Below are 19,491 nucleotides of genomic sequence, written 5' to 3'. Positions count from 1 at the left end.
GCAGGCGGTCAGAAGTTCAGGGCAAGTCCAACCCGCACCGTACGCCCTGGCGACGGCGCGATATCTTTCAGGAATGAGGCGTGCTCACGCACCACCTGATCCGTCAGGTTCCGGCCTTCGAGGAACACCCGCAGGTCGCGGTCCTCCACGGGCTTGTAGCTGATCCGGGCGTTGACAACGGTGTAGCCTCGGGTCAGCAGTTCGAAGGTGGTCACGCGATCCTGTTCGCCCACGCGGCGAACCTCAAGCTGGCCATCGTACCGCGGGCTGGCCCAGACCAGACGGCCGGTGACGGACCAGGGCGGTATGCGGGCGATCGCCGCGCCGTTGGCCTCGCCATGGACATAGTCATAGGCGGCCTCAAGCGACAGGCTGCGCCCGGCGCCTTGCCAGATCGCGTAGGATCCTTCGATCTCGCCACCGTAGAAGGTCGCGTCGAACTGGGTGAACAGGAACACCGGTAGTTCGCCATCCGGGTCAATCACCCCCGCGTCATCGACCATATCCCCGGTGGGCGCCTGTTCGATGAAGCCGTTGTAGCGCGCCCGATAGACATGGGCCTCGGCGCGGGCCCGATCGTTCTCCCACCGTGCCGTCAGCTCAAGTGACGTGACTTTCTCGGACCGGAACGTCGGGTCACCGACCTCATAGGCTCCGGTGCCCGCGTGCGGGCCATCGGCAAAGAGCTCGAACTCGGTGGGAGCCCGGCTGCTGCGCGCCGCACTGAGACTGAGGAAGGTATCTGCCGTCGGCCGCCAGAACACCGCGCCGGAGGCCGAGACGTTGGTGAAGCTCGGGGTGGCGTCGGCGGTCGCCCAGTTCAGGCCATTGGCCCGCGCCGCGGCGCTGGTGGGTCGTCCGACGAGTGAAGCGTCCAGCCTGCGGCGATCCAGCCGCAGGCCGCCCTCCAGGCCCCAGCTTTCGAGATCGAGACGCTGGAGTGTGAACACACCCAGTTCGTCAATCTGTACCGGCGGAATGAAGGCCTCGTCTCCGATTGCTTCAAGGTCCCGCAGCAGTCCCTGGAATCCGACCGCGCCCTGCCATCCGTCGCGCTCGCGCTGCACCAGCTCCACGCGACCTTCAGCGCCCTCTGACCGGAAGACCGTGCCCACCGCGCGGCTCGCGACCTCCACCTCGGCGTGTTTGTAGTCGGCATAGCCGACGGAGAACCGCGCCCGATCAAACAGGCCAAGTTCGATACCCCGCTCGCCCCGGAAATCCACGCGGGTCTGTTTCAGGTCAATGTAGACCGGGCCTTCTTCCGGCGGGGTTGTGAAGACGATCTGGGGAAAGGGCACGCCGTACCGGGTCTCGGTGCGCTTGACCGACAGACCGATGTAGCCGTCGGACCCGATCCAGGAGGCGCCGACGCCATAGGCCTCCAGGCTGACGTCGGAGTTCAGCACCCTGTCGCCAGGCAGCGGCGTCTCGCCAGTTGCATCCGCCAGGATCTCCGACACGGCGCGCCCGCCCGCCTTGTAGTCCTGGCTCTTGCGCTTGACCGCATCCACCACAATCACCCAGGGGCCCTTGCCGCCCTTGAGGTTGGCCGAGGCCGCATAGCTGTCGTCAGCCGTTCCGTAGGAGGCCGAGATGTGGCCTTCGGGACCGTCCTTCGCCGCCGACGAGGGTACCCGGTCATCGATGATATTGACCACGCCACCGATGGCCGAGCCGCCATAAGCCAGGGTCGCCGGGCCGCGAAGCACCTCGATCCGGGTCGCCTCGCTGGGCTCCGATGCCACGGCGTGGTCGGGCGAGAGTGAGCTGGCGTCGACCAGTCCCACGCCGTTCTGCAGCACCTGAACGCGGGGTCCCGACAGGCCACGAATGATCGGGCGGCTGGCCCCCGGGCCGTAGAACGTGGAGCGCAATCCGGGCATGCCGTTCAGGGTGTCGCCGAGGCCCACGGCCGGCGCGGCCTGAAGTTGCGCGCGGTTGACGATGTTGACGCTGGTGGTGGTGGAATCCAGCGAGACCGCATAGGGGGCGCCCGTAATGACCACTTCCGAAACTTCGTTGGGCGGCTTCTCGGCCGCGAACGCAGGCGCGGTCATCAGCGTGGAAATGCTGACAGCCGACAACAGACAGGTCTTCAGATTCATGGGGGTCACCGCAACAGACTGATCGGTTACGGGTATATGTTATATCATAACAAAAACAAAACTGGAATTGCAGCTGCCGGTCAGCCCGGCGTCAAAGCGCGCCGAAGAGCTGCCGAGAGCGCATCGAGTTCGCCGTCGCTTACCGTGCGGAGATCCAGCAGCACCCGGTCCCGCTCGATCCGGCCGACCACCGGCGCCGGCCCTGTGCGCAGTCGGCGCGCCAGAGCCTCCGCGTTCATCGCCGGCGTCTGAACGGTGAGCGCGTAGCCAGGCAGGGCGTGCATCGGCATGGCCCCGCCGCCCGCATAGCTCCGGGTTTCGATCACCTCGACCTTGAGGTCGCCGATGTCGGCCACCATCGAGGCCAGCACCTCAGCCCGCGCCCGGATCACGTCGCCCGGCTGGGTCAGCATCCTCAACACCGGCACCCGCAGGGTGGGATCGGACGGTGCGCGATAGAGGCGCAGCGTCGCCGCCAGCGCCGCCAGTGACAGCTTGTCGAGCCGAAGCGCGCGCGCCAGCGGGTGGCGGGCCAGGGTCTCGACCAGCTCACGAGGTCCGGCAATGATTCCGGCCTGAGGCCCGCCCATCAGCTTGTCGCCGCTGAAGATCACCAGATCAGCACCCGCCTTCACACTCTCCTGTACCCGCGGCTCTCCCTCGATCCCGTAAGGTGCCAGGTCGATAAGGGCGCCGCCCCCGAGATCCTCCACCAGCAACAGGCCACGCGCGTGGGCGAAGGCGGCCAGCGCCTCCAGCGACGGCGCGCTGGTGAAGCCGGTGATCCGGTAGTTGCTGGGGTGCGTGCGCAGGATCACCCGCGCCTCGGGGTGGTCGGCCACCGCCTGTTCGTAGTCCCGCAGATGGGTGCGGTTGGTGGTCCCGATCTCGACCAGCCGCGCGCCACTCTGGGCCACGATGTCCGGCACCCGGTACCCGCCGCCGATCTCGACCATCTCGCCCCGCGACACGATCACAGGTGTCCCGGCGGCCAGCGCCGCGAGCGCCAGCACCACGGCGCCGGCGCAATTGTTGACCGCAAGGCCGGTCGCAGCCCCGGTTGCGCCGGCGATCAGCGCCTCCAGATGATCATGTCGCGAGGCGCGCCGCCCACTCTCAAGGTCTAGCTCCAGATTGCCGTATCCCGCGGCGAGCGTCATGGCGGCTACAGCCTCTGGCGCCAGCGGCGCACGGCCAAGGTTGGTGTGGATAACCACGCCGGTGGCGTTGATCACCCCGAACAGCGTCTCGCGGGTGGTGTCGACCAGCCGCCGCTCCGCTTCATCCAGGAGGGAGGCCACGGTTGGGATCAGGGGGGCGTCGCTCAGCAGGCGTTCGCGAACATCGGTCAGCACCGCACGCACTGTCCGGGTGACTGCGGCGTCGCCAAACCGCTTGCCCAGCTCCAGGGCCGCCGGATCAGCGCAGATCGCGCCCACCGCCGGCAGACGCCGACGGGGATCCTGATGAACGGGCTTGGGGGCCTGGCGGGCGACGGGTCTGTCTCCTGTAAGATATTGTTGTAGCGAGCCGGCGGCCGCCCGAGCAAGGGACCGCCGACAATTCGGACGTTTGAACCGGCCTGCCGGAGCCTTACTGTCGAACCTCCTGATCGTCGCCAGCCCGAGGGAGACGCACATCCCGACCGCACCCCTGACCCTCGGCGTCATCGGCCACGTCAACCACGGCAAGACCGCCCTGGTGCGTGCCATGACGGGAATCGAGACCGATCGGCTGCCGGAGGAGTTGGCGCGGGGCCTGTCGATCACGCCGGGGTTCGCCTGGCGCGGCTATCCATCGGGCGAGATCGACGTCATCGACTCCCCCGGCCATGAGGATTTCATCCGCGCGATGGTCGCGGGCATGACCGGCGTCCGCGCCGTCCTGCTGGTAGTCTCCGCGACTGAGGGGTTCGGCCGGCAGACGCGGGAACATCTGCAGATCGCCGCGCTTCTGGGTCTCAGGGTCGGCCTGGTCGCGGTGACCAAGGCAGATCTCGCGTCGCCGGATCTACAGGCCGAGCGGCGCGAGGACATCCAGGCGACGCTGGCAGGAACCTTCCTTGCCGGGGCGCCGGTGGTCTTCTGCTCTGCCCTGACGGGGCAGGGCCTGGACCAGCTCCACGCGGCGATTGACGCCCTGCGGTCCACAGCGCCGCCGCCGACCGCCCTGCCCGGCGCATTCCTGCCCATCGACCGCGCCTTCACGGTTCCCGGCGCCGGCGTGGTCGTGACCGGCGTGCTGCAGGGTCAGCCCTTGACGCCGGACATGCGGCTGGTGCTGGAACCGTCCGGCCGCAGCGTCAGCCTGCGCCAGGTTCAGGTTCATGGCCGGACCGTCGAAGCCGCCCCGCCCGGCGGACGGGTCGCGGTAGGTCTGCGCGGCGTCGCGCTGGACGAGGTCCGGGCCGGCGACGTGCTGTGTTCGCCGGGCCATTTCACCGCCACCAGCCAGATCGATGTGCGACTGACGCTGGACGCAAGCGCGCCTCGCCCGCTGAAACACCTCGACCAGGTCAGGGTCATGTGGGGCGCGCGGCAGGAGGTCGCCTCGGTACGGCTGATGGGCGCCAGCGCCATCGCGCCCGGCGCGGACGACTTCGCCCAGCTTCGATTTGCATCGCCCGTGATCGCCTACGCGGGCCAGCGCGGCGTGCTGCGGCGCCTGTCACCGGCGGCGACGATCGGCGGCGCCATTGTCCTGGACCCTGATCCGCCGGTCTATCGGGGGCGGCCCGGCCTGCGCCGCGTCGTACTGGAGGCCGCAACGACCGGCGACATCCACGAAATAGCCGGCCAGCTCGCGGCGCGGGATGGCGGCACGCTCGCAATGGCCGAGCTGACCCGGCTTGCACGGTGCGACGCACCGGCGGCACAGCTGAATCTTGCTCTTGAATATCAGGATCTGGGCGACGGCCGCTTCGCATCGCGCGACGCCCTGGCGACTGCACGCACCGCCTATCTCGACCTACTGGCCGCCGCCCATCAGGCCGCACCCACGCGACGGATGGTGTCAACGGCCGATATCCGGGGCGCGCTCGCCCGCCAGACCGCCCGGGACATTGTCAGCGCCGTCGAGCGCGCGCTCGCCGCCGAGGGTGCCATCCGCCTTGAGGCGGGGCGGGTGGCGCTGAGTGGACACGACCCTCTGGCTGCGCTTTCGCCCGAGGCCCTGAACCAACTGGACGATCTGGAGGTCGCCCTGCGCGAGGGCGGCCTGACCCCGCCGGATCCTGCGAGGTTGACTGGCGGTGATCCGGGTCTCAGCGACCTGCTCCAACTGTTGATCGAGGGCGGCCGGGCGATCTCCCTGCGCAATGTGTCGCTACGCCAGACCCTGGTGTTTCATCCCGCCAGCCTCGACGAGGCCGTCGCCACGCTGGGCTCCGCCTTCCCGCCGCCCCTGACCTTCACGACCGGCGAGGCCCGCGCGGCGCTGGGCACCAGCCGCAAGTTCATCGTGCCGGTGCTGGAGTATCTGGACGAGATGGGACGGACGACGCGGGAAGGGGATGTGCGCAGGGTCGTGGAAGCGTAGGCACGGAATTGCGGTCACGGTGGCGCCGAAAGGCGCTCAAGCAGGGTTCCCACTTGAGTGGAACGTCCAATATGATTAAATCCTACTGAGGCGAGGGCTATCCATGCGATCAACCCAACAGTTCAGCGTAACCCTTCCCCATGAGATGGCGGCAGACGTCAGGGCCAAGGTCGCGTCCGGCGACTACGCCAGTGAGAGCGAGGTCATCCGTGAGGGGCTTCGCGCGCTCCAGGCGCGCGACCGCGCCATCGAAGCCTGGCTGAAAACCGACGTGGTCCAGGCCTATGACGCCATGGCCGCGGATCCTGGCCGTGGCTTGTCGCTCCGGGAGGTGCGGGCGCATCTGGCGCAGGAGCATGATCGCGCGGCCCCAAAAGCCTGATGGCGGACTACCGCATAGTCGTTTCTCCCGAGGCTGATGCTCAACTGATCGCGCTCTACAGATACATTGCTGTTGAAGCATCGCCGCGCACAGCTGAGCGGTTCGTCGGCAAAATCCTGGATCAATGTGAAAAGTTGAGCCGTTTCCCTGAACGCGGTGCACCGCGAAACGACATTCGACCGGGTCTTCGAACCCTGGCGTTTCGGGGAGTCGTGATCGCCTTTGCGGTTGGCGAGGGTTTGGTGACGATTGTCGGTGTTTTCAATGGTGGGCAGGATTTCGAGAGTATGCTGACAGGTAACCAGCAGCCGTGAGGCAAGAGTACGCCACCAGAAAGTCGTTCGCGTCCCGGCGCATCCCGTCCTACTGTGATCCCGTCTGGAGGTGACTGGAGTCTGGTGGCTTCCCTGGTCTTCAAAACCAGTGACACGTCCAAAAGGCGTGTGGTGGGTTCGATTCCCATCCATCTCCGCCAAGCCTGTGGTGAGACCCGTTCGATGACCGTGCCCTGCCCGCCTTTCGCCCTGACCGACCGCGCCGGCGAGACCCGGCGGTTCCCGACCGGGCGGCCAAGCCTGATCGCCTTCATCAAGGAGGATTGCCACACCTGCAATCTGGCGGCGCCGCTGCTGGAGGCGTTTCACCTGGCGTGGGGTGAGGCCGCCGACGTGCTGGTGCTGGGCCAGTCGAGCGAGGGCAACGATATCCTGCAGGATCGCCACGGCTTCACCCTGCCGTTCCTGGACGACAGCGCGTGCAAGACCTCCTTCGCCTGGGATTTCGAGATTGTTCCGGCGGTCTACTGGATCGGCGCCGATGGCGTGGTGAAGACCAAGCTGGAAGGATTTGTGCGGGAGGAGTGGCAGGCGCTGGACCGCCAGATCGCCGCCGATCTCAACGCCGCCCCCGCCGTCATCGCCTGGGCGGACCTGCCGGACTGGCGGCCCGGCTGCGGTTCCAAGCACCTGGACCCGGAGATCCATGACAAGCTACAGGCCGAGGCCGACGACAGCCCGATCCGGGCGCGGCGGATCGAAATCGCCACCGCTGACGACATCGCCGAGTTCATGTTCGACCAGGGCTTCAGCGACGGCCTGCCGCTGATCCCGCCCACGGCCGAGCGGGTGATCCGCATGCTGGCGGGCACACCGCGCGCGCCGCAGGATATCGTGGCCGTTGTACCGCCCAACATGGCGCCGGTGACGGTGGAGAAGATCGCCATCAACGCCGTGATGGCGGGTTGCAAGCCCGAGTACCTGCCGGTGGTTATCGCCGCCGTCGAGGCCGTCTGCACCGACGAGTTCAACATGCACGGTGTGACCGCCACCACCATGGGAGCCTCGCCGGTGCTGGTGGTCAATGGCCCGATCCGTGAGCGCATCGGCATGAACATGCGGCTGGGCGCCTTTGGACCCGGCAACCGCGCCAACGCCACCATTGGCCGCGCGCTCAGGCTGGTGGTGCGAAATGTGGGCGGTGCGCAGCCCGGGGGCGTGGACCGCTCCACCCTCAGCAGCCCGATGAAGTTCACCATGTGCTTTGCGGAGTGGGAGGAGGGCTCACCTTGGGAGCCGCTGCATGTGGAGCGCGGCTTCAAGGCGGAGGACTCGGTGGTCACCGCCTTCGCCATGACCAGCGGGCCGGTGCAGATCGTGGATCAGGAGTCCCGCGGACCCGACCAGATGGGCGGCACCCTGGGCCTGGGGCTGGAGAGCATGTTCCTGTCCAAGATCCGGCGGATGCACACCGACGCCCTGCTGGTGGTCTGCCCCGAACATGTCGCCACACTGACCAGCGAGGGCCCCTACTCCAAGGCGCGTCTGCGCGAACGCATCCAGGCGGTGACGATGCGACCCATGCGCGACATGGTGGCCAACGAGATCTCGGGCGCCGGCATCACCCAGGCCATGGCCGCGAAGATGACGGACGCGCAGCTGGATACGCCGGTCTCCAAGTTCGCCAGCGACGCCTACATCCACATTGTTGTTGCGGGCTCGGACGCCGGAAAGTTCTCGGCCGCCTTCCACGGGTGGGTGACCGGACCGATGGGATCGATCAGCGTTTCCCGGAAAATCGAATACTGATAGCCTCAGGGCTGAACCAGGGAGGATATCGATGACGACCATTCTGGACCCGACCGATGAGCGGGTCCCCGTCGAGCGCCAGATCACCGTGCGAACGGGCGATATCACCGGGGTGATCGGGCTGCTGGATATCGCCAAGCCCCGCGGCAACATCCTGCTGGACGAGCTGGAAGTGCTAATGGCGGCCCGGTATCCGAAGGTAGAGATCAAGCGCTACGCCAAGCCCACCTTCACCAAGCCCTGCCCGTCGGACCTGCGCCTGAAAATCAAGGCCGAGTGCGCGGTTCTGGTGGAAGGCCTTGCCGATTGAGGATCATGCACGACGTGCAGTCTGCACGACACTGTATGGTTCGAGATCCAGGGACTTCCGGCGGTGACCATCGCCTCCAGTGAGTTTGGCCAGGCCGCCGAGGTTCAGCGCAAGGCGCTGGGCATGGAAGGCGCGCGCTATGTGCTGGTGGACCATCCGATTCAGGACGCCACCGACGACGAGATGCGCGGCAAGGCTCGGGCGGTGCTGGAACAGGTGATCGCCGCGCTGACGGTTTAGGACGCCGGGCTCCGCCGGCGTTCACAGGAAATGCCGGGTGAACAACGGTCAGTTGAAAGGCCCCTCTTGCCCTGTACGGGGAATGGGCTGATCTCACCCTATGCTGAGGGAAGAGCACTACACCGCCTCGTCGCTGGATTCGCTCGAGGGCGTTCCAGATCCGGTCGAGGTGCCCGTCACACGGGCCAGTCTGCTGACCACGGCCCGCAAGCTGGCGCCAGGCCTGTCGATCGTGGTGCTGGTCTCGATGGCCGCCGCCTGGCTGGCGGATCACTACACCGTCCCGATCCTGCTGTTCGCCCTGTTGCTGGGCATGGCGATGAACTTCCTTCGGGCCGACGCCAGCTATCGGCCCGGCCTGGATTTCGCCACCCGCCAACTGCTGCGGCTTGGCGTGGCCCTGCTGGGCGCGAGGATCACCGCCGATCAGGTGCTGTCACTCGGCGGCAATGTGGTGCTGGTGGTGACGCTGGGCGTCGCCCTGACCATCACTGCGGGCTGGCTGCTTTCACGGGTGCTCAAGCTCCGGCCCGAGTTCGGCGTCCTGACCGCCGGCGCAGTGGCGATCTGCGGCGCCTCGGCCGCGCTGGCGATATCGTCGGTCCTGCCCCCCTCGCCCACCCGCGAGCGCGACACCCTGCTGACCGTGGTGGGCGTCACCGCCCTGTCGACGGTGGCCATGGTGACCTATCCGGTGTTGGCCGCCGCCCTGGGGCTTTCGGAACAACAGACCGGCCTGCTGCTGGGCGCAACCATTCACGACGTGGCCCAGGTGGTGGGCGCGGGCTACGGCGTCTCCAAGGAGGTCGGCGACACCGCCACCATCGTCAAGCTGTTCCGCGTGGCCCTGCTTCTGCCGGTGATCGTCATCGTAGCCCTGATGTTCCGGGCGAAATCCGAGACCAAAACCAGCTGGCGCTCCGCGCCGCTGGTCCCCGGCTTCCTGCTGGCCTTTATCGCCCTGGTGGCGATCAACTCCACGGGCCTGGTCCCGAAGGAACTGCCCGCCGCCGCCGGCGAGGTTTCCCGCTGGCTGCTGGTGGCCGCCATCGCCGCGGTGGGCGTCAAAACCTCGCTGGGCGACATGTTCAAGGTGGGCTGGAACTCACTGGCGATCATCGTGCTGGAGACGCTGGTGATCCTGACCTTCGCCCTGACCGCCATCCAGCTGATGTGAGGATCAGCCGGCGGCGCCTGCGTCCAGCTTGTCCTGAGTCCGCAGGTCGAAGTCCGAGGCGTCGTGGCGTTCGCGCAGCTGGCTGGAGGGATCACCCTGGGCGCGGTTGACCATCCGGCCGCGCTTGACGGCGGACCGCTCAGCGATCTGGTCGGTCCAGCGGATGACGTTCTTGTACTCGGCCACCTGCAGGAACTCGCCGGCCTCATAGACCACGCCCTTCACCAGCGCGCCGTACCAAGGCCAGACGGCCATGTCGGCGATGGTATAGTCGGCGCCGCCCAGATACTCGCTCTCGGCCAGACGGCGATCCAGCACGTCCAGCTGGCGCTTCACCTCCATGGCGTAGCGGTCGATGGCGTATTCGATCTTGATGGGCGCATAGGCGTAGAAGTGGCCGAACCCGCCGCCGAGGAACGGCGCCGAGCCCATCTGCCACATCAGCCAGGACAGGCACTCGGCGCGCGCCGCCGGCTCGGTAGGCAGGAACTCACCGAACTTCTCGGCCAGGTGGATCAGGATCGCGCCGGATTCAAACACCCGGATCGGCGTGGGGCCGCTGCGGTCCAGCAAGGCCGGGATCTTGGAATTGGGATTGATGTCGACGAAACCCGAGCCGAACTGATCCCCCGCACCGATGTTGATCAGCCAGGCGTCGTACTCGGCGCCCGAATGCCCCAGCGCCAGCAGCTCCTCCAGCATCACCGTCACCTTCACGCCGTTGGGCGTGCCCAGGGAATAGAGCTGCATCGGATGCTTGCCGACGGGCAGCACGTGCTCCTTGGTCGGTCCGGCGATCGGCCGGTTGATGGCGGCGAACCGGCCCCCGCTCTCCTTGTTCCAGGTCCAGACGGCGGGCGGAGTGTAGGTGGCGTCGCTCATGGGGGCTCCAGACGTTTCCAGGGGGCGCGCATTGGACCTGCGCTCAGGCCTATCTGGGTGGCATGAACAGTGGTTGCGAGTCGAGTGTGAAGCGCGGTCGGCTAACCACCCGCCGCCACGATCTCCGCCGCCTGATCCTGGACGCGCTTCACTGCCCGCGCCACGCCCGACACCTGATCCGGCTCGCCCAGCAAGAGGCGGTGCTGCAGCCAGACCGTCGAGCGGGCTGCATGTTCGGCGACGGGCAAGCGCAGGCTGGCATAGTCGATCTTCGGCGCCGATGCGCGCAGGCGAGGCCCGAAGTCGCCGCGGCGGAACACCTCCAGTTCATTCAGGCTGGGGTAGGAGACGCCCATGGGCACACCCTCAGCCCCCAGCGCCTTTTCGAACAGGCGCAGGTCCATGCCGGCGAAGGCGGCCTGATCATAGTGGAAGACATAGCAATAGTTGCCCTGGCTGTTCATCCGGGGATCGCGAAACTGGGGGCGAATGCCCTCGATCCGCGAGAGCGCCTCGCCCAGCGCCACGGCGTTCTGATTACGCCTGCGGTTCTGCTCAGGGAACCGTTCAAGCTGGGCGGCCAGCACCGCACCCTGCCACTCGGTCATGCGCAGGTTCGCCCCGTAGCGGACGTGGTGGTAGAACCATTCGCCCTCCACGCGGCCGCAGTTGGCGTAGCTGCGGGCCAGGTCGCGCAACCGGTCATCGTTGCAGATCAGCACTCCGCCCTCGCCGGCGGTCATCAGCTTTGACGACTGCATGGAGAAGCTGCCGAAACTGCCCCAGGAGCCGACGCCCCGGCCCCGCCAGAACGTGCCGTGGGCGTGGGCGCAATCCTCGATCAGATGCAGGCCCCGGCGCGCGCAGAGCGCGGTGAGCGCGTCGAGGTCAGCCGCCGCGCCCGCCACGTGGACCACCATGATGGCGCGGGTGCGCTCTGTGATGGCGGCCTCTGCGGCAGCGGCGTCGAGGCAGAGGGTCTCGGGATCAACATCCACCAGCACCGGCGTGGCGTTGACCGCCAGCACCGCGCCAGCGGACGCCACGAAGGTTATCCCGGGCACGATGACCTCGTCGCCCTCGCCGACGTCGCAGGCCGCCAGAGCTGTCTCCAGGGTATGGGTGCCGTTGGTCATGGCCAGGCCATGTTTTGCGCCGTGGTAGGCAGCGAAGTCGCTGGCGAAGCGCGCCGCCCTTTCCCCGTCGCCATCCCACCAGCAGCCGCTGTCCAGGGTAGCGGACAAGGCCTCGCGCTCTCGGTCGTCCCAGATCGGCCAACGGGGGAAAGGCGCTGCAATGAGCGGTTGTCCGCCAAGAATCGCGACGCGGTTATCAGAGGTCATTCGTATGGCTCCGGCTCATGCGGCCACGGGTCGACGCGGCAACGCGCAGACCGCTTGCCAGGCGGCGTCAACCTGATCCGGCGTCACCGGGGCCAGATCCGCCACGGATATGTCGAGGGACTCCGCGCGGGCATAGGCCGCCAGTCCGGTCAGGGCGGCGCGGAACTGTTGCTCGGTGATCCCGAGGTCCACCGGATGGGCGCGGACGCCGCTGCGGGTTACAATATCGGCGGCGCGGCCAGGGTCGTTGCCCTGCACCACACTGAGCGCCACCACGCCGCAGGCGATGAGTTCGCCATGGATCTGGGACACGCCCGTCAAGGCCTCGTAGGCATAGGCCCAGAAGTGTTCGGAGCCTTCCTCAAATCGACTGTGACCGGCCTGCGCGCAGGCGGCGCCAATGCGGCGGTAGGCATGGGCCAGAAACCGGATTCCATCGGCGGAGACATCGCGGATGTCGCCCGCGGCGGCGTCCAGACCGTCCAGAAGTTCAGCGCCAAGGGCCGCGAGGTCGGCCCGCCAGGGATGGCCATGACCGGCGTCGCTGGCCAGTTTCCAGTCAAAGAGACCCGTGTGGCACGACAGCACATCCCCCACGCCTGCGCGGTTCAGATGCGGCGGCGCCGACCGGATCAGGGGCAGGTCGAGGACCACCAGACGCGGTGTGACCTTGGCGATGTAGCGCACCCGCTGGTCCTGGCGCACGCCGATCGCATCCGTGAAGGCGGCGTCGACGGAGGTGATGGTGGGAACTTGGATAAGGGGCTTCTCGTGTTTCCAGGCGAGAAACTTGGCGGTATCCATGGCCGTGCCGCCGCCGATGCCGACGACCGTGCGGCCGGCGTCGCCTACCGCGGCCAGGGCCTCCAGCTCCGAAAGCTCCATGTCCGCGGCGACAATCACCCGCGCCGGTTTCGGAAACGCCGGCGCGATCAGAGTCCACGGTGGATCGTTGACGACGGCGGTGTACGATCCCAGCCCGGAGAGCACGTCCCCCAGCGACACCTCGGCCACATCAAAGGGCTCGCCGATCATGATCGAGGTGAAAGGGTCTGCGTCGCGCGCCATCGAGTCTCCTGCAACTCAGCCTATGCAGGCCACAAACCGGTGGTCAATGATTTGACCCCGGGCGATCCGGCGCCTAGCGTTGAATCCCATGACCACGCCGACCACCATCGCGCCTGGAGAGGGCCGCACGATCCTGCTGGTGGTGGCCCATGCAGACGACCCGGCACTGTTTCTGGGCGGCACGATCCTGCGCTGGGCCGATGCCGGGTGGCGGATCGTCTGTGTGCGGGTCACCGATGACCGCTGGGACTCCCACAACCTCACCGAAGCCGCGACCATCGCCGCCAACGCCGCAGAGTTCCGTCAGGCCGCCGCCGCCCTAGGCATCACCGAGATCGTCGAGCTGGGCTATGCGACCGACGTTCTGGGCGACGCCAGCGAGGTGGCCCTGCGCGAGCATGTGATCCGCCAGATCCGCACCCACAAACCCTATGCCCTGGTCACCTTCGATCCCTATGCAATGTACGGCGAGGACAACCAGGACCACATCAAGGTCGCCGCCGCGGTGGACGAGGCCTTCTGGACCAGCCAGTTTCCCCTGCATCACCCCGAACATCTGGCTTCGGGTCTGGCGCCACACGGCTGTTTCGAGCGGTGGTACTTCGGGCGTTCGGTGACCCAGGTGACCGATGTGATCGATATCACTCCGGTTCTGGAGCGCAAGCTGGACGCCGCACTGTGTCACCAGACCATGCTGCGCAACTATGTGAACCAGGTCCGGATGCAGGCGAGAACCGGCGGCTGGGCCCTGCCCCTGCTGGATGACGTCGCCGCTGGCGGCGACCTTCGGCCCTTTGTCGAGATGCTGATCCGGGGTGGCGCGCGCCAGGTGGGTCAGCGCCACGATCTGGACGCAGCGGAAGAGTTTCGCGTCGTGCGGTTCGGCGGACTTGAAGGCCTGCTGACCCGGCATGGGCGGCGGCTATGAAACGGGAGGCGGCCATGGCGACATCGCGGGCAGGGACAGCGCGCATCGATATCACCCCGGATTGGCCGGTGATGATGGCGGGGTTCGGACAGCGCACCCAGCCCAGCCAGGGCGTGCTTGACCGGATCTTCGTCAAGGCGCTGTTCCTCGACGATGGTGAGAACCGGCTCTTGCTGATCACCGCCGACCTGATCTCGACGCCGAGGCAGCTGGGTGAGGCCGTCGCCCTGGCGCTGGGCGAACGCTTGGGGCTGGCGCCGGAGCAGATCTGCGTCTGTGCCTCACATACCCACTCCGGGCCCGTGCCTCATGATGCAGGAGACGGCGCACCCGGTATCGCGGCGTTCGCGGCCTCGCTGCAGGCGGCGATGATCCTGGTCGGCGTGCAGGCGGTGGACACTGCGCGGCCCTGCCTGGTTCGCACCGGGGTGGGCGAACTGGACGGCTTCCTCAATCGCCGTACCCGCGGGGCGCCCAATCTGGTCGACAGGCGGATCCCGGTCGTCATCGCGGATGACGCGGAAACCGGGGCGCCGATCGCCGTGCTGTTCGGCGCGGGATGCCATCCCGTCACCCTGGGCTGGGATAACCTGCACATAAGCGGCGACTTTGTAGGCCTGGCCCAGCGGGCCATCGAGGCCGCCACGCCGGGCGTCAACGCGCTGTTCTTCAACACCACCGAGGGCAATGTGGTGCCGATCACCAGCCCCAATCGGGACGCACTGGACCCGCGCGGCTATGTGGGCGGCAGCTATGCCGACACGCGCAAGATGGGCGAGGATCTGGCCCGGGCGGTGACGGACGTATTGGCGAGCGCCACGGTCACCGCGCCGCTCAGGGTCTCGTCGGATCGGCAGAGCCTGTTCCTGAAACCCAACTTCGCCGACTATTCGCCGGAGGCCGCCGCCGCTCTGCTGGCCGACGCGCGCGCGACGCTGGCCACCTATCTGGGTCCGGACCTCGAACGCGGCCTGCCGCCGGGCCCGCTCTGGTCCGTGGCCTCAGAGGTGGTTGTCGCCCGCGACCTCAGTGAGGACGACATGCGCGAACTGATGATCGCCTGCTGCCGGTATCTGGGGCTCTATCAGCGACCCGCGGTTGCCACGCCGCCCAGGCCGGTCAAGGCGCCGGTCCAGGTGATGCGGATTAACGATTTCGAGCTACTGGCGCTGCCCGGCGAGGTGATGGTCGAGGTAGGACAGGCCTGGTCCGAGCTGGCCGCGAGCCCAACCGCCTTCATCGTGGGTCTGGCCAACGCCCATCTGCGCTACCTGCCGCTGGCCTCCCACTTCGCCGAACCGGAGGCGTCAGTTCGCTATGAAACCGTGACCGCGGGCTTGCAGTCGGGAGAGGTCGAGGTCGCGCTCGAACACGCGGCTGCAATGCTGGCCGGCCTCCGCGCGGCGTGACGCCACCCGTCAGCTTCTGACCGCACCGCATACCGCCGCCAGCAGGCGAGGCAGGCTGGCGGCACTTGCCGGGTTCTGTCCCTGACGAACGACGACCAGTTCCAGCGAAGGCACGACCATCACGACCTGCCCGCCAGCGCCCATGGCCGCAAAGGTGTCGCGCGGCGAGCCTTCGAAGCGATATCCCGCACCCTCCGCCCCACCCGCGCCGACGCCGGCGCCGCGTCCGGGTCGGGCGTTTTCCCACCACAGATATCCATAGGCCGGATTGAGCGCCTGTGAGGGCGAGGTCGCCGCCTTGAGATAGGCCGCACTGACGATCTGCCGCCCGGCCCAGCGACCACCGCGCTGGGCGAATAGGCCAAAGCGAGCCAGATCCCGGGCCGAGCTTCGCGCGGAATAGTAGTTCGTCACAGGGCCGCCCGGGCCCTGACCCACATTGGTCAGCCAGGTGGTGTCTTTCATTCCCAGCGGGCCCAGCAGGTTCCGCCCGGCGAAGACCTCGAACGGCTCGCCAACCGCGCGCTCGATGAGGTGGTAGAGCAGATGGAATGTCGCGGTGTCATAGGCCCACAGGGTTCCGGGCGGGACCGCCTGAGGAGCAGCGGCGTTTATGCCGAACTGGTCGCCGGCCACGCCGCGCAACGCCAGACCTCGAAAATTCTGGCCGCTGGTCATGCTGAGCATGTGACGGATTGTGATCGCCGCCTGCGGCTTGTCGCGCCACGCCGGAATGAAATCGGCGGCGCTTTGCTCGACGCTCTTGATACGTCCCTGATCGATGGCGATGCCGACCAGAACGGACACCATGCTCTTGGCGGCCGAGGCGATCTCCTGAAGGCTGGGGTCCTTGACCCCGGGCGCATAGCGTTCCGCCGCCAGCCGTCCCTTGTGCAGGACCACAACACTGCTGCTGCGCTCGGCCATAGCGGCATCGATGCCCGCGGCAAGACGTTGCTGATCCAGCCCCGATCCGCCCGGCGCGGGACCGGCCCAGTCGTTGCCCGCAGGCCAGTACTCCGACCCGGCCGCCATCGACGGCCCACCGATCGCGAGCCCCGCTGCCGCGCCAACAAAGACCCTGCGGCTTGTCATGTCATGCCACGCCCATCGCTATGTCGGTAACCGGACAGATGACCGATCTGCAGGCGCCACCCTAGATCCCGCGGGTCGGATCAGGAAGTCCATGCCGGGCGCTTACCGCCGGGTGCGAACATGACCTGGACTGGCCCCGGCGACCGTTGGGTGCCGCAACCTGGATCTTGAAAGCCACACGCTGGCGGCCCACGGACTGCAACGAAGTTCACAATCCGCGGGTCGGGACGCTATCCCGCAAATCTGCGGTTGAGCTTGCGCATCCCGCCGATCCAGCGATCGTAGTCATTCGTCTTGTTGCGCATATAGGTCAGGACTTCGGGGTGCGGCAGGACCAGGAAGGTCTCGGCCTCAATCGCGCGCACGCAGGCTTCCGCCACCACGTCCGGCTCCATCATGCCGTCGATGCTGGCGACGCCGTCCGGATTGCCGGCGGTCATGGCGGTCCGCACCGCCTGCGGGCACAGCACGGAGACCTTGATGCCCTGATCGCCGTGGGTGATCGCCAGCCACTCTGCCAGACCGACGGCGGCGTGCTTTGTGACGGCGTAAGGCGCCGAGCCGATCTGCGACAGCAAACCCGCCGCCGACGAGGTGTTCAGCAGATAGCCGCCACCGCGCGCGGCCATCAGAGGCACCAGGTGTCGCGCCGCCCAGACATGGGCCATGACATTGATGTCCCAGATCCGCTGCCAGTCTTCCGTGGGCGTCTCGGCGCCGCCGCCGACGCCGATGCCGGCGTTGGAGCAGAAGAGGTCGATGGGTCCGATCTGGCTTTCGACCTGTTCGATCAGCGCCTGGATGTCCGCCTCGCGGGAAACATCCGCCTGGATGGCGACGCCGCCGATTTCAGCGGCGACAGCGCGAACGCCGTCGCCATCGCGGTCCGAGCAGACCACGGCGCGCGCGCCCTCCGCGACAAAGCGGTGCGCCAGCGCCCGGCCAATGCCGCTTGCCGCGCCGGTGACGACGATGATCTTGTCCGTGAGGTTCATGGTTTCCTGCCCGTGACGTTTCCTGAAGTCTTGCCGGCTTCCTTAAACCGGCCAGCCGCCGCGCGGTAGATGATCTGTGCGCGCGATGACCCAACTTGCGAAGGCAGGTCACGCTGATAGTGTGCCGCTCCCCAACCGGACTGGAGCCCCCGATGAAGATGGAACGCCTGCCTCCGGTGAAGACCTCGCTCCAGCCGAGCAATCACCCCTACCTCACCGGCGCCTGGACCCCGCTGCACGAGGAGGTCGACGCGACCCACCTTACGGTTCTGGAAGGCGCGATTCCGACGGATATCGACGGCGTCTATGTCCGCAACACCGAAAACCCGGTGCATCAGGCGCTGGGCCGCTATCACCCCTTCGACGGCGACGGGATGGTCCATGTCATCAGCTTCAAGAACGGCCAGGCTGACTATCGCAATCGCTTTGTCCGCACGCGCGGCTTCGAGGCGGAACAGGAGGCCGGACAATCGCTCTGGGGCGGCCTGATGGACGGCGCGGGCGTCTCGCTGCGTCCGGGATTTGGCGCCCATGGCGGGCTGAAGGATACCGCATCCACCGACGTGGTGGTGCATGGCGGGCGGATCGTCGCGACCTTCTATCAGTGCGGCGAGGCCTACTGGCTGGATCCCGAGACCCTGGAACAGGGCGGCGTCGCCAGCTGGGCGCCGCTGGACGGCGTCTCGGCCCACGCCAAGGTCGACGAGGCCACCGGCGACCTCCTCTTCTTCAACTACTCCAAGCACGCGCCTTACATGCACTATGGCGTTGTCGACCGGACCGGAAAGCGGGTCCACTATGTGCCGGTGCCCCTGCCCGGGCCCCGCCTGCCGCACGACATGGCGTTCACCGCCAACTACTCGATCCTGAACGACCTGCCGGTGTTCTGGGACGAGGAGCTCCTGAAGCGCAACGTCCACGCCGTGCGCGAGCATAGGGGGATGTCGTCGCGGTTTGCGGTGATCCCGCGCTTCGGGAACCCCGAAGACATCCGCTGGTTCGAGGCTGATCCCACCTACATCCTGCACTTCCTCAACGCCTATGAGGACGGCGACGAGATCGTCATGGACGGCTATTTCCAGGAGAAACCGACGCCCCGCCCGCTGGCCGATGCGCCGGCCGGCTACGAGCACATGATGGGCTTTCTGGATGAGCACTCATTCCTGTCCAAACTGCATCGCTGGCGGTTCAACCTGAAGACCGGCGAGACCCGCGAGCATCATCTGGATGATCGGGTGCTGGAATTCGGGATGTTCAACCAGCGCTACGCCGGCAAGCCCTATCGCTACGCCTATTCCACCTTCACAAAGCCCGGCTGGTTCTTGTTCAAGGGCTTTGTGAAACACGATCTGGAAACCGGCCAGTCGTGGTCGCTGACGCTACCGGAAGGCCAATACGCCAGCGAGGCGCCTTTCGTGCCGCGCATCAACGCCACGGACGAGGACGACGGCTATCTGGTCAGCTTCATCATCAACGAGGCCGCCGGCACGTCGGAATGTGTCCTGATCGACTGCAAGCGCTTCGAAGATGGCCCCGTGGTCCGGATCGCCCTGCCGCACAAGATCTCCAGCGGTACCCACAGCGTCTGGGCCGACCGCGAATTCATCAGGAACGGCGTCTCGGTAACAGGAGCAACCGCATGAGTCCGCAGGATTACGTCGATTTCGGCGCCCGCTACATGGCCGCCGTCCAGGCCGGCGATATGGATGCGGTGCGGGCCTGCTACGCCCCGGATGCCAAACTATGGCACAACACCGACGGCATCGAGCAGACCGTCGAGGAGAACATGAAACTGCTGGGCTGGATGGTCCGCAGGATGCCCGACAGACACTACCGGATCCTGCGACGCGAGGCGCTGTCAGACGGGTTTGTGCAACAACATGTGCTTGAGGCGTCACTTCCCGACGGCGCCCTCTGGACCATGGACGCCTGC

General features: G+C 67.1%; 17 protein-coding genes and 1 tRNA gene. 11 read left to right on the top strand and 7 right to left on the bottom strand.

The window, feature by feature from the left end:
• Nucleotides 1–8: 8 nt before the first annotated feature.
• Together ACIQ42_RS00615 and selA are read right to left on the bottom strand one after the other, a co-directional pair.
• Entirely contained in the window at nt 9–2,108 is a 2,100-nt protein-coding gene (locus ACIQ42_RS00615; protein ID WP_397420290.1) for a TonB-dependent receptor, read from the bottom strand.
• Nucleotides 2,109–2,188: 80 nt separating this feature from the next.
• On the bottom strand, nt 2,189–3,748 hold the full coding sequence (gene selA / locus ACIQ42_RS00610) for an L-seryl-tRNA(Sec) selenium transferase (RefSeq protein ID WP_397420289.1): 1,560 nt from the start codon (nt 3,746–3,748) through the stop codon (nt 2,189–2,191).
• Between selA and ACIQ42_RS00605 the strand changes: the two genes are divergently transcribed.
• From ACIQ42_RS00605 to ACIQ42_RS00575, 7 genes are all read left to right on the top strand, one after another.
• A complete protein-coding gene (locus tag ACIQ42_RS00605) occupies nt 3,681–5,645 on the top strand; it encodes a SelB C-terminal domain-containing protein (protein ID WP_397420288.1) in 1,965 nt (654 codons plus the stop codon). The genes selA and ACIQ42_RS00605 overlap by 68 nt on opposite strands.
• A 103-nt stretch (nt 5,646–5,748) precedes the next feature.
• On the top strand, nt 5,749–6,027 hold the full coding sequence (locus ACIQ42_RS00600) for a type II toxin-antitoxin system ParD family antitoxin (RefSeq protein WP_397404586.1): 279 nt from the start codon (nt 5,749–5,751) through the stop codon (nt 6,025–6,027).
• Nucleotides 6,027–6,341, top strand: coding sequence for a type II toxin-antitoxin system RelE/ParE family toxin (locus ACIQ42_RS00595; RefSeq protein ID WP_397420287.1), 315 nt, complete (start codon nt 6,027–6,029; stop codon nt 6,339–6,341). The genes ACIQ42_RS00600 and ACIQ42_RS00595 overlap by 1 nt, the downstream gene beginning before the upstream one ends.
• A 66-nt stretch (nt 6,342–6,407) precedes the next feature.
• Nucleotides 6,408–6,502 (top strand) — tRNA-Sec (locus ACIQ42_RS00590).
• 22 nt (nt 6,503–6,524) lie between these two features.
• Entirely contained in the window at nt 6,525–8,111 is a 1,587-nt protein-coding gene (locus ACIQ42_RS00585; protein WP_397420286.1) for a peroxiredoxin family protein, read from the top strand.
• A 31-nt stretch (nt 8,112–8,142) separates the two neighbouring features.
• On the top strand, nt 8,143–8,661 hold the full coding sequence (locus ACIQ42_RS00580) for a UGSC family (seleno)protein (RefSeq protein ID WP_397420285.1): 519 nt from the start codon (nt 8,143–8,145) through the stop codon (nt 8,659–8,661).
• A gap of 100 nt (nt 8,662–8,761) precedes the next feature.
• Nucleotides 8,762–9,838, top strand: a complete 1,077-nt coding sequence (locus tag ACIQ42_RS00575; RefSeq protein WP_397420284.1) for a YeiH family protein — start codon at nt 8,762–8,764, stop codon at nt 9,836–9,838.
• A gap of 3 nt (nt 9,839–9,841) precedes the next feature.
• Here the strand turns inward: ACIQ42_RS00575 and yghU are convergent, their stop codons facing one another.
• From yghU to ACIQ42_RS00560, 3 genes are all read right to left on the bottom strand, one after another.
• A complete protein-coding gene (gene yghU / locus ACIQ42_RS00570; RefSeq protein ID WP_397420283.1) occupies nt 9,842–10,720 on the bottom strand; it encodes a glutathione-dependent disulfide-bond oxidoreductase in 879 nt (292 codons plus the stop codon).
• A gap of 101 nt (nt 10,721–10,821) precedes the next feature.
• Nucleotides 10,822–12,063: a DegT/DnrJ/EryC1/StrS family aminotransferase gene (locus tag ACIQ42_RS00565; RefSeq protein WP_397420282.1), complete on the bottom strand. Its 1,242-nt coding sequence runs from the start codon at nt 12,061–12,063 to the stop codon at nt 10,822–10,824.
• A gap of 15 nt (nt 12,064–12,078) precedes the next feature.
• A complete protein-coding gene (locus ACIQ42_RS00560; protein ID WP_397420281.1) occupies nt 12,079–13,131 on the bottom strand; it encodes an iron-containing alcohol dehydrogenase in 1,053 nt (350 codons plus the stop codon).
• Between the two features lie 88 nt (nt 13,132–13,219).
• Between ACIQ42_RS00560 and ACIQ42_RS00555 the strand changes: the two genes are divergently transcribed.
• Both ACIQ42_RS00555 and ACIQ42_RS00550 read left to right on the top strand, forming a co-directional pair.
• Complete coding sequence (locus tag ACIQ42_RS00555) at nt 13,220–14,059, top strand: PIG-L deacetylase family protein (protein WP_397420280.1); 840 nt, start codon at nt 13,220–13,222, stop codon at nt 14,057–14,059.
• A 14-nt stretch (nt 14,060–14,073) separates the two neighbouring features.
• Nucleotides 14,074–15,468, top strand: a complete 1,395-nt coding sequence (locus ACIQ42_RS00550) for a neutral/alkaline non-lysosomal ceramidase N-terminal domain-containing protein (RefSeq protein WP_397420279.1) — start codon at nt 14,074–14,076, stop codon at nt 15,466–15,468.
• 9 nt (nt 15,469–15,477) lie between these two features.
• Here ACIQ42_RS00550 and ACIQ42_RS00545 read toward each other — a convergent pair whose 3' ends face one another.
• Both ACIQ42_RS00545 and ACIQ42_RS00540 read right to left on the bottom strand, forming a co-directional pair.
• Nucleotides 15,478–16,563, bottom strand: coding sequence for a serine hydrolase domain-containing protein (locus ACIQ42_RS00545; protein WP_397420278.1), 1,086 nt, complete (start codon nt 16,561–16,563; stop codon nt 15,478–15,480).
• 230 nt (nt 16,564–16,793) lie between these two features.
• Nucleotides 16,794–17,558 (bottom strand): SDR family oxidoreductase, encoded by a 765-nt coding sequence (locus tag ACIQ42_RS00540; RefSeq protein ID WP_397420277.1) that lies wholly within the window; start codon nt 17,556–17,558, stop codon nt 16,794–16,796.
• A 152-nt stretch (nt 17,559–17,710) separates the two neighbouring features.
• Between ACIQ42_RS00540 and ACIQ42_RS00535 the strand changes: the two genes are divergently transcribed.
• Nucleotides 17,711–19,201 (top strand): carotenoid oxygenase family protein, encoded by a 1,491-nt coding sequence (locus ACIQ42_RS00535; RefSeq protein WP_397420276.1) that lies wholly within the window; start codon nt 17,711–17,713, stop codon nt 19,199–19,201.
• Nucleotides 19,198–19,491: nuclear transport factor 2 family protein (locus tag ACIQ42_RS00530; protein ID WP_397420275.1), on the top strand; the 294-nt coding region annotated here is incomplete at its 3' end. The genes ACIQ42_RS00535 and ACIQ42_RS00530, both read left to right, overlap by 4 nt.

It is taken from the genome of Phenylobacterium sp., from assembly GCF_044372605.1.
Classification (GTDB): domain Bacteria; phylum Pseudomonadota; class Alphaproteobacteria; order Caulobacterales; family Caulobacteraceae; genus Phenylobacterium.
This window is presented reverse-complemented; position numbering and strand designations above follow the sequence as displayed.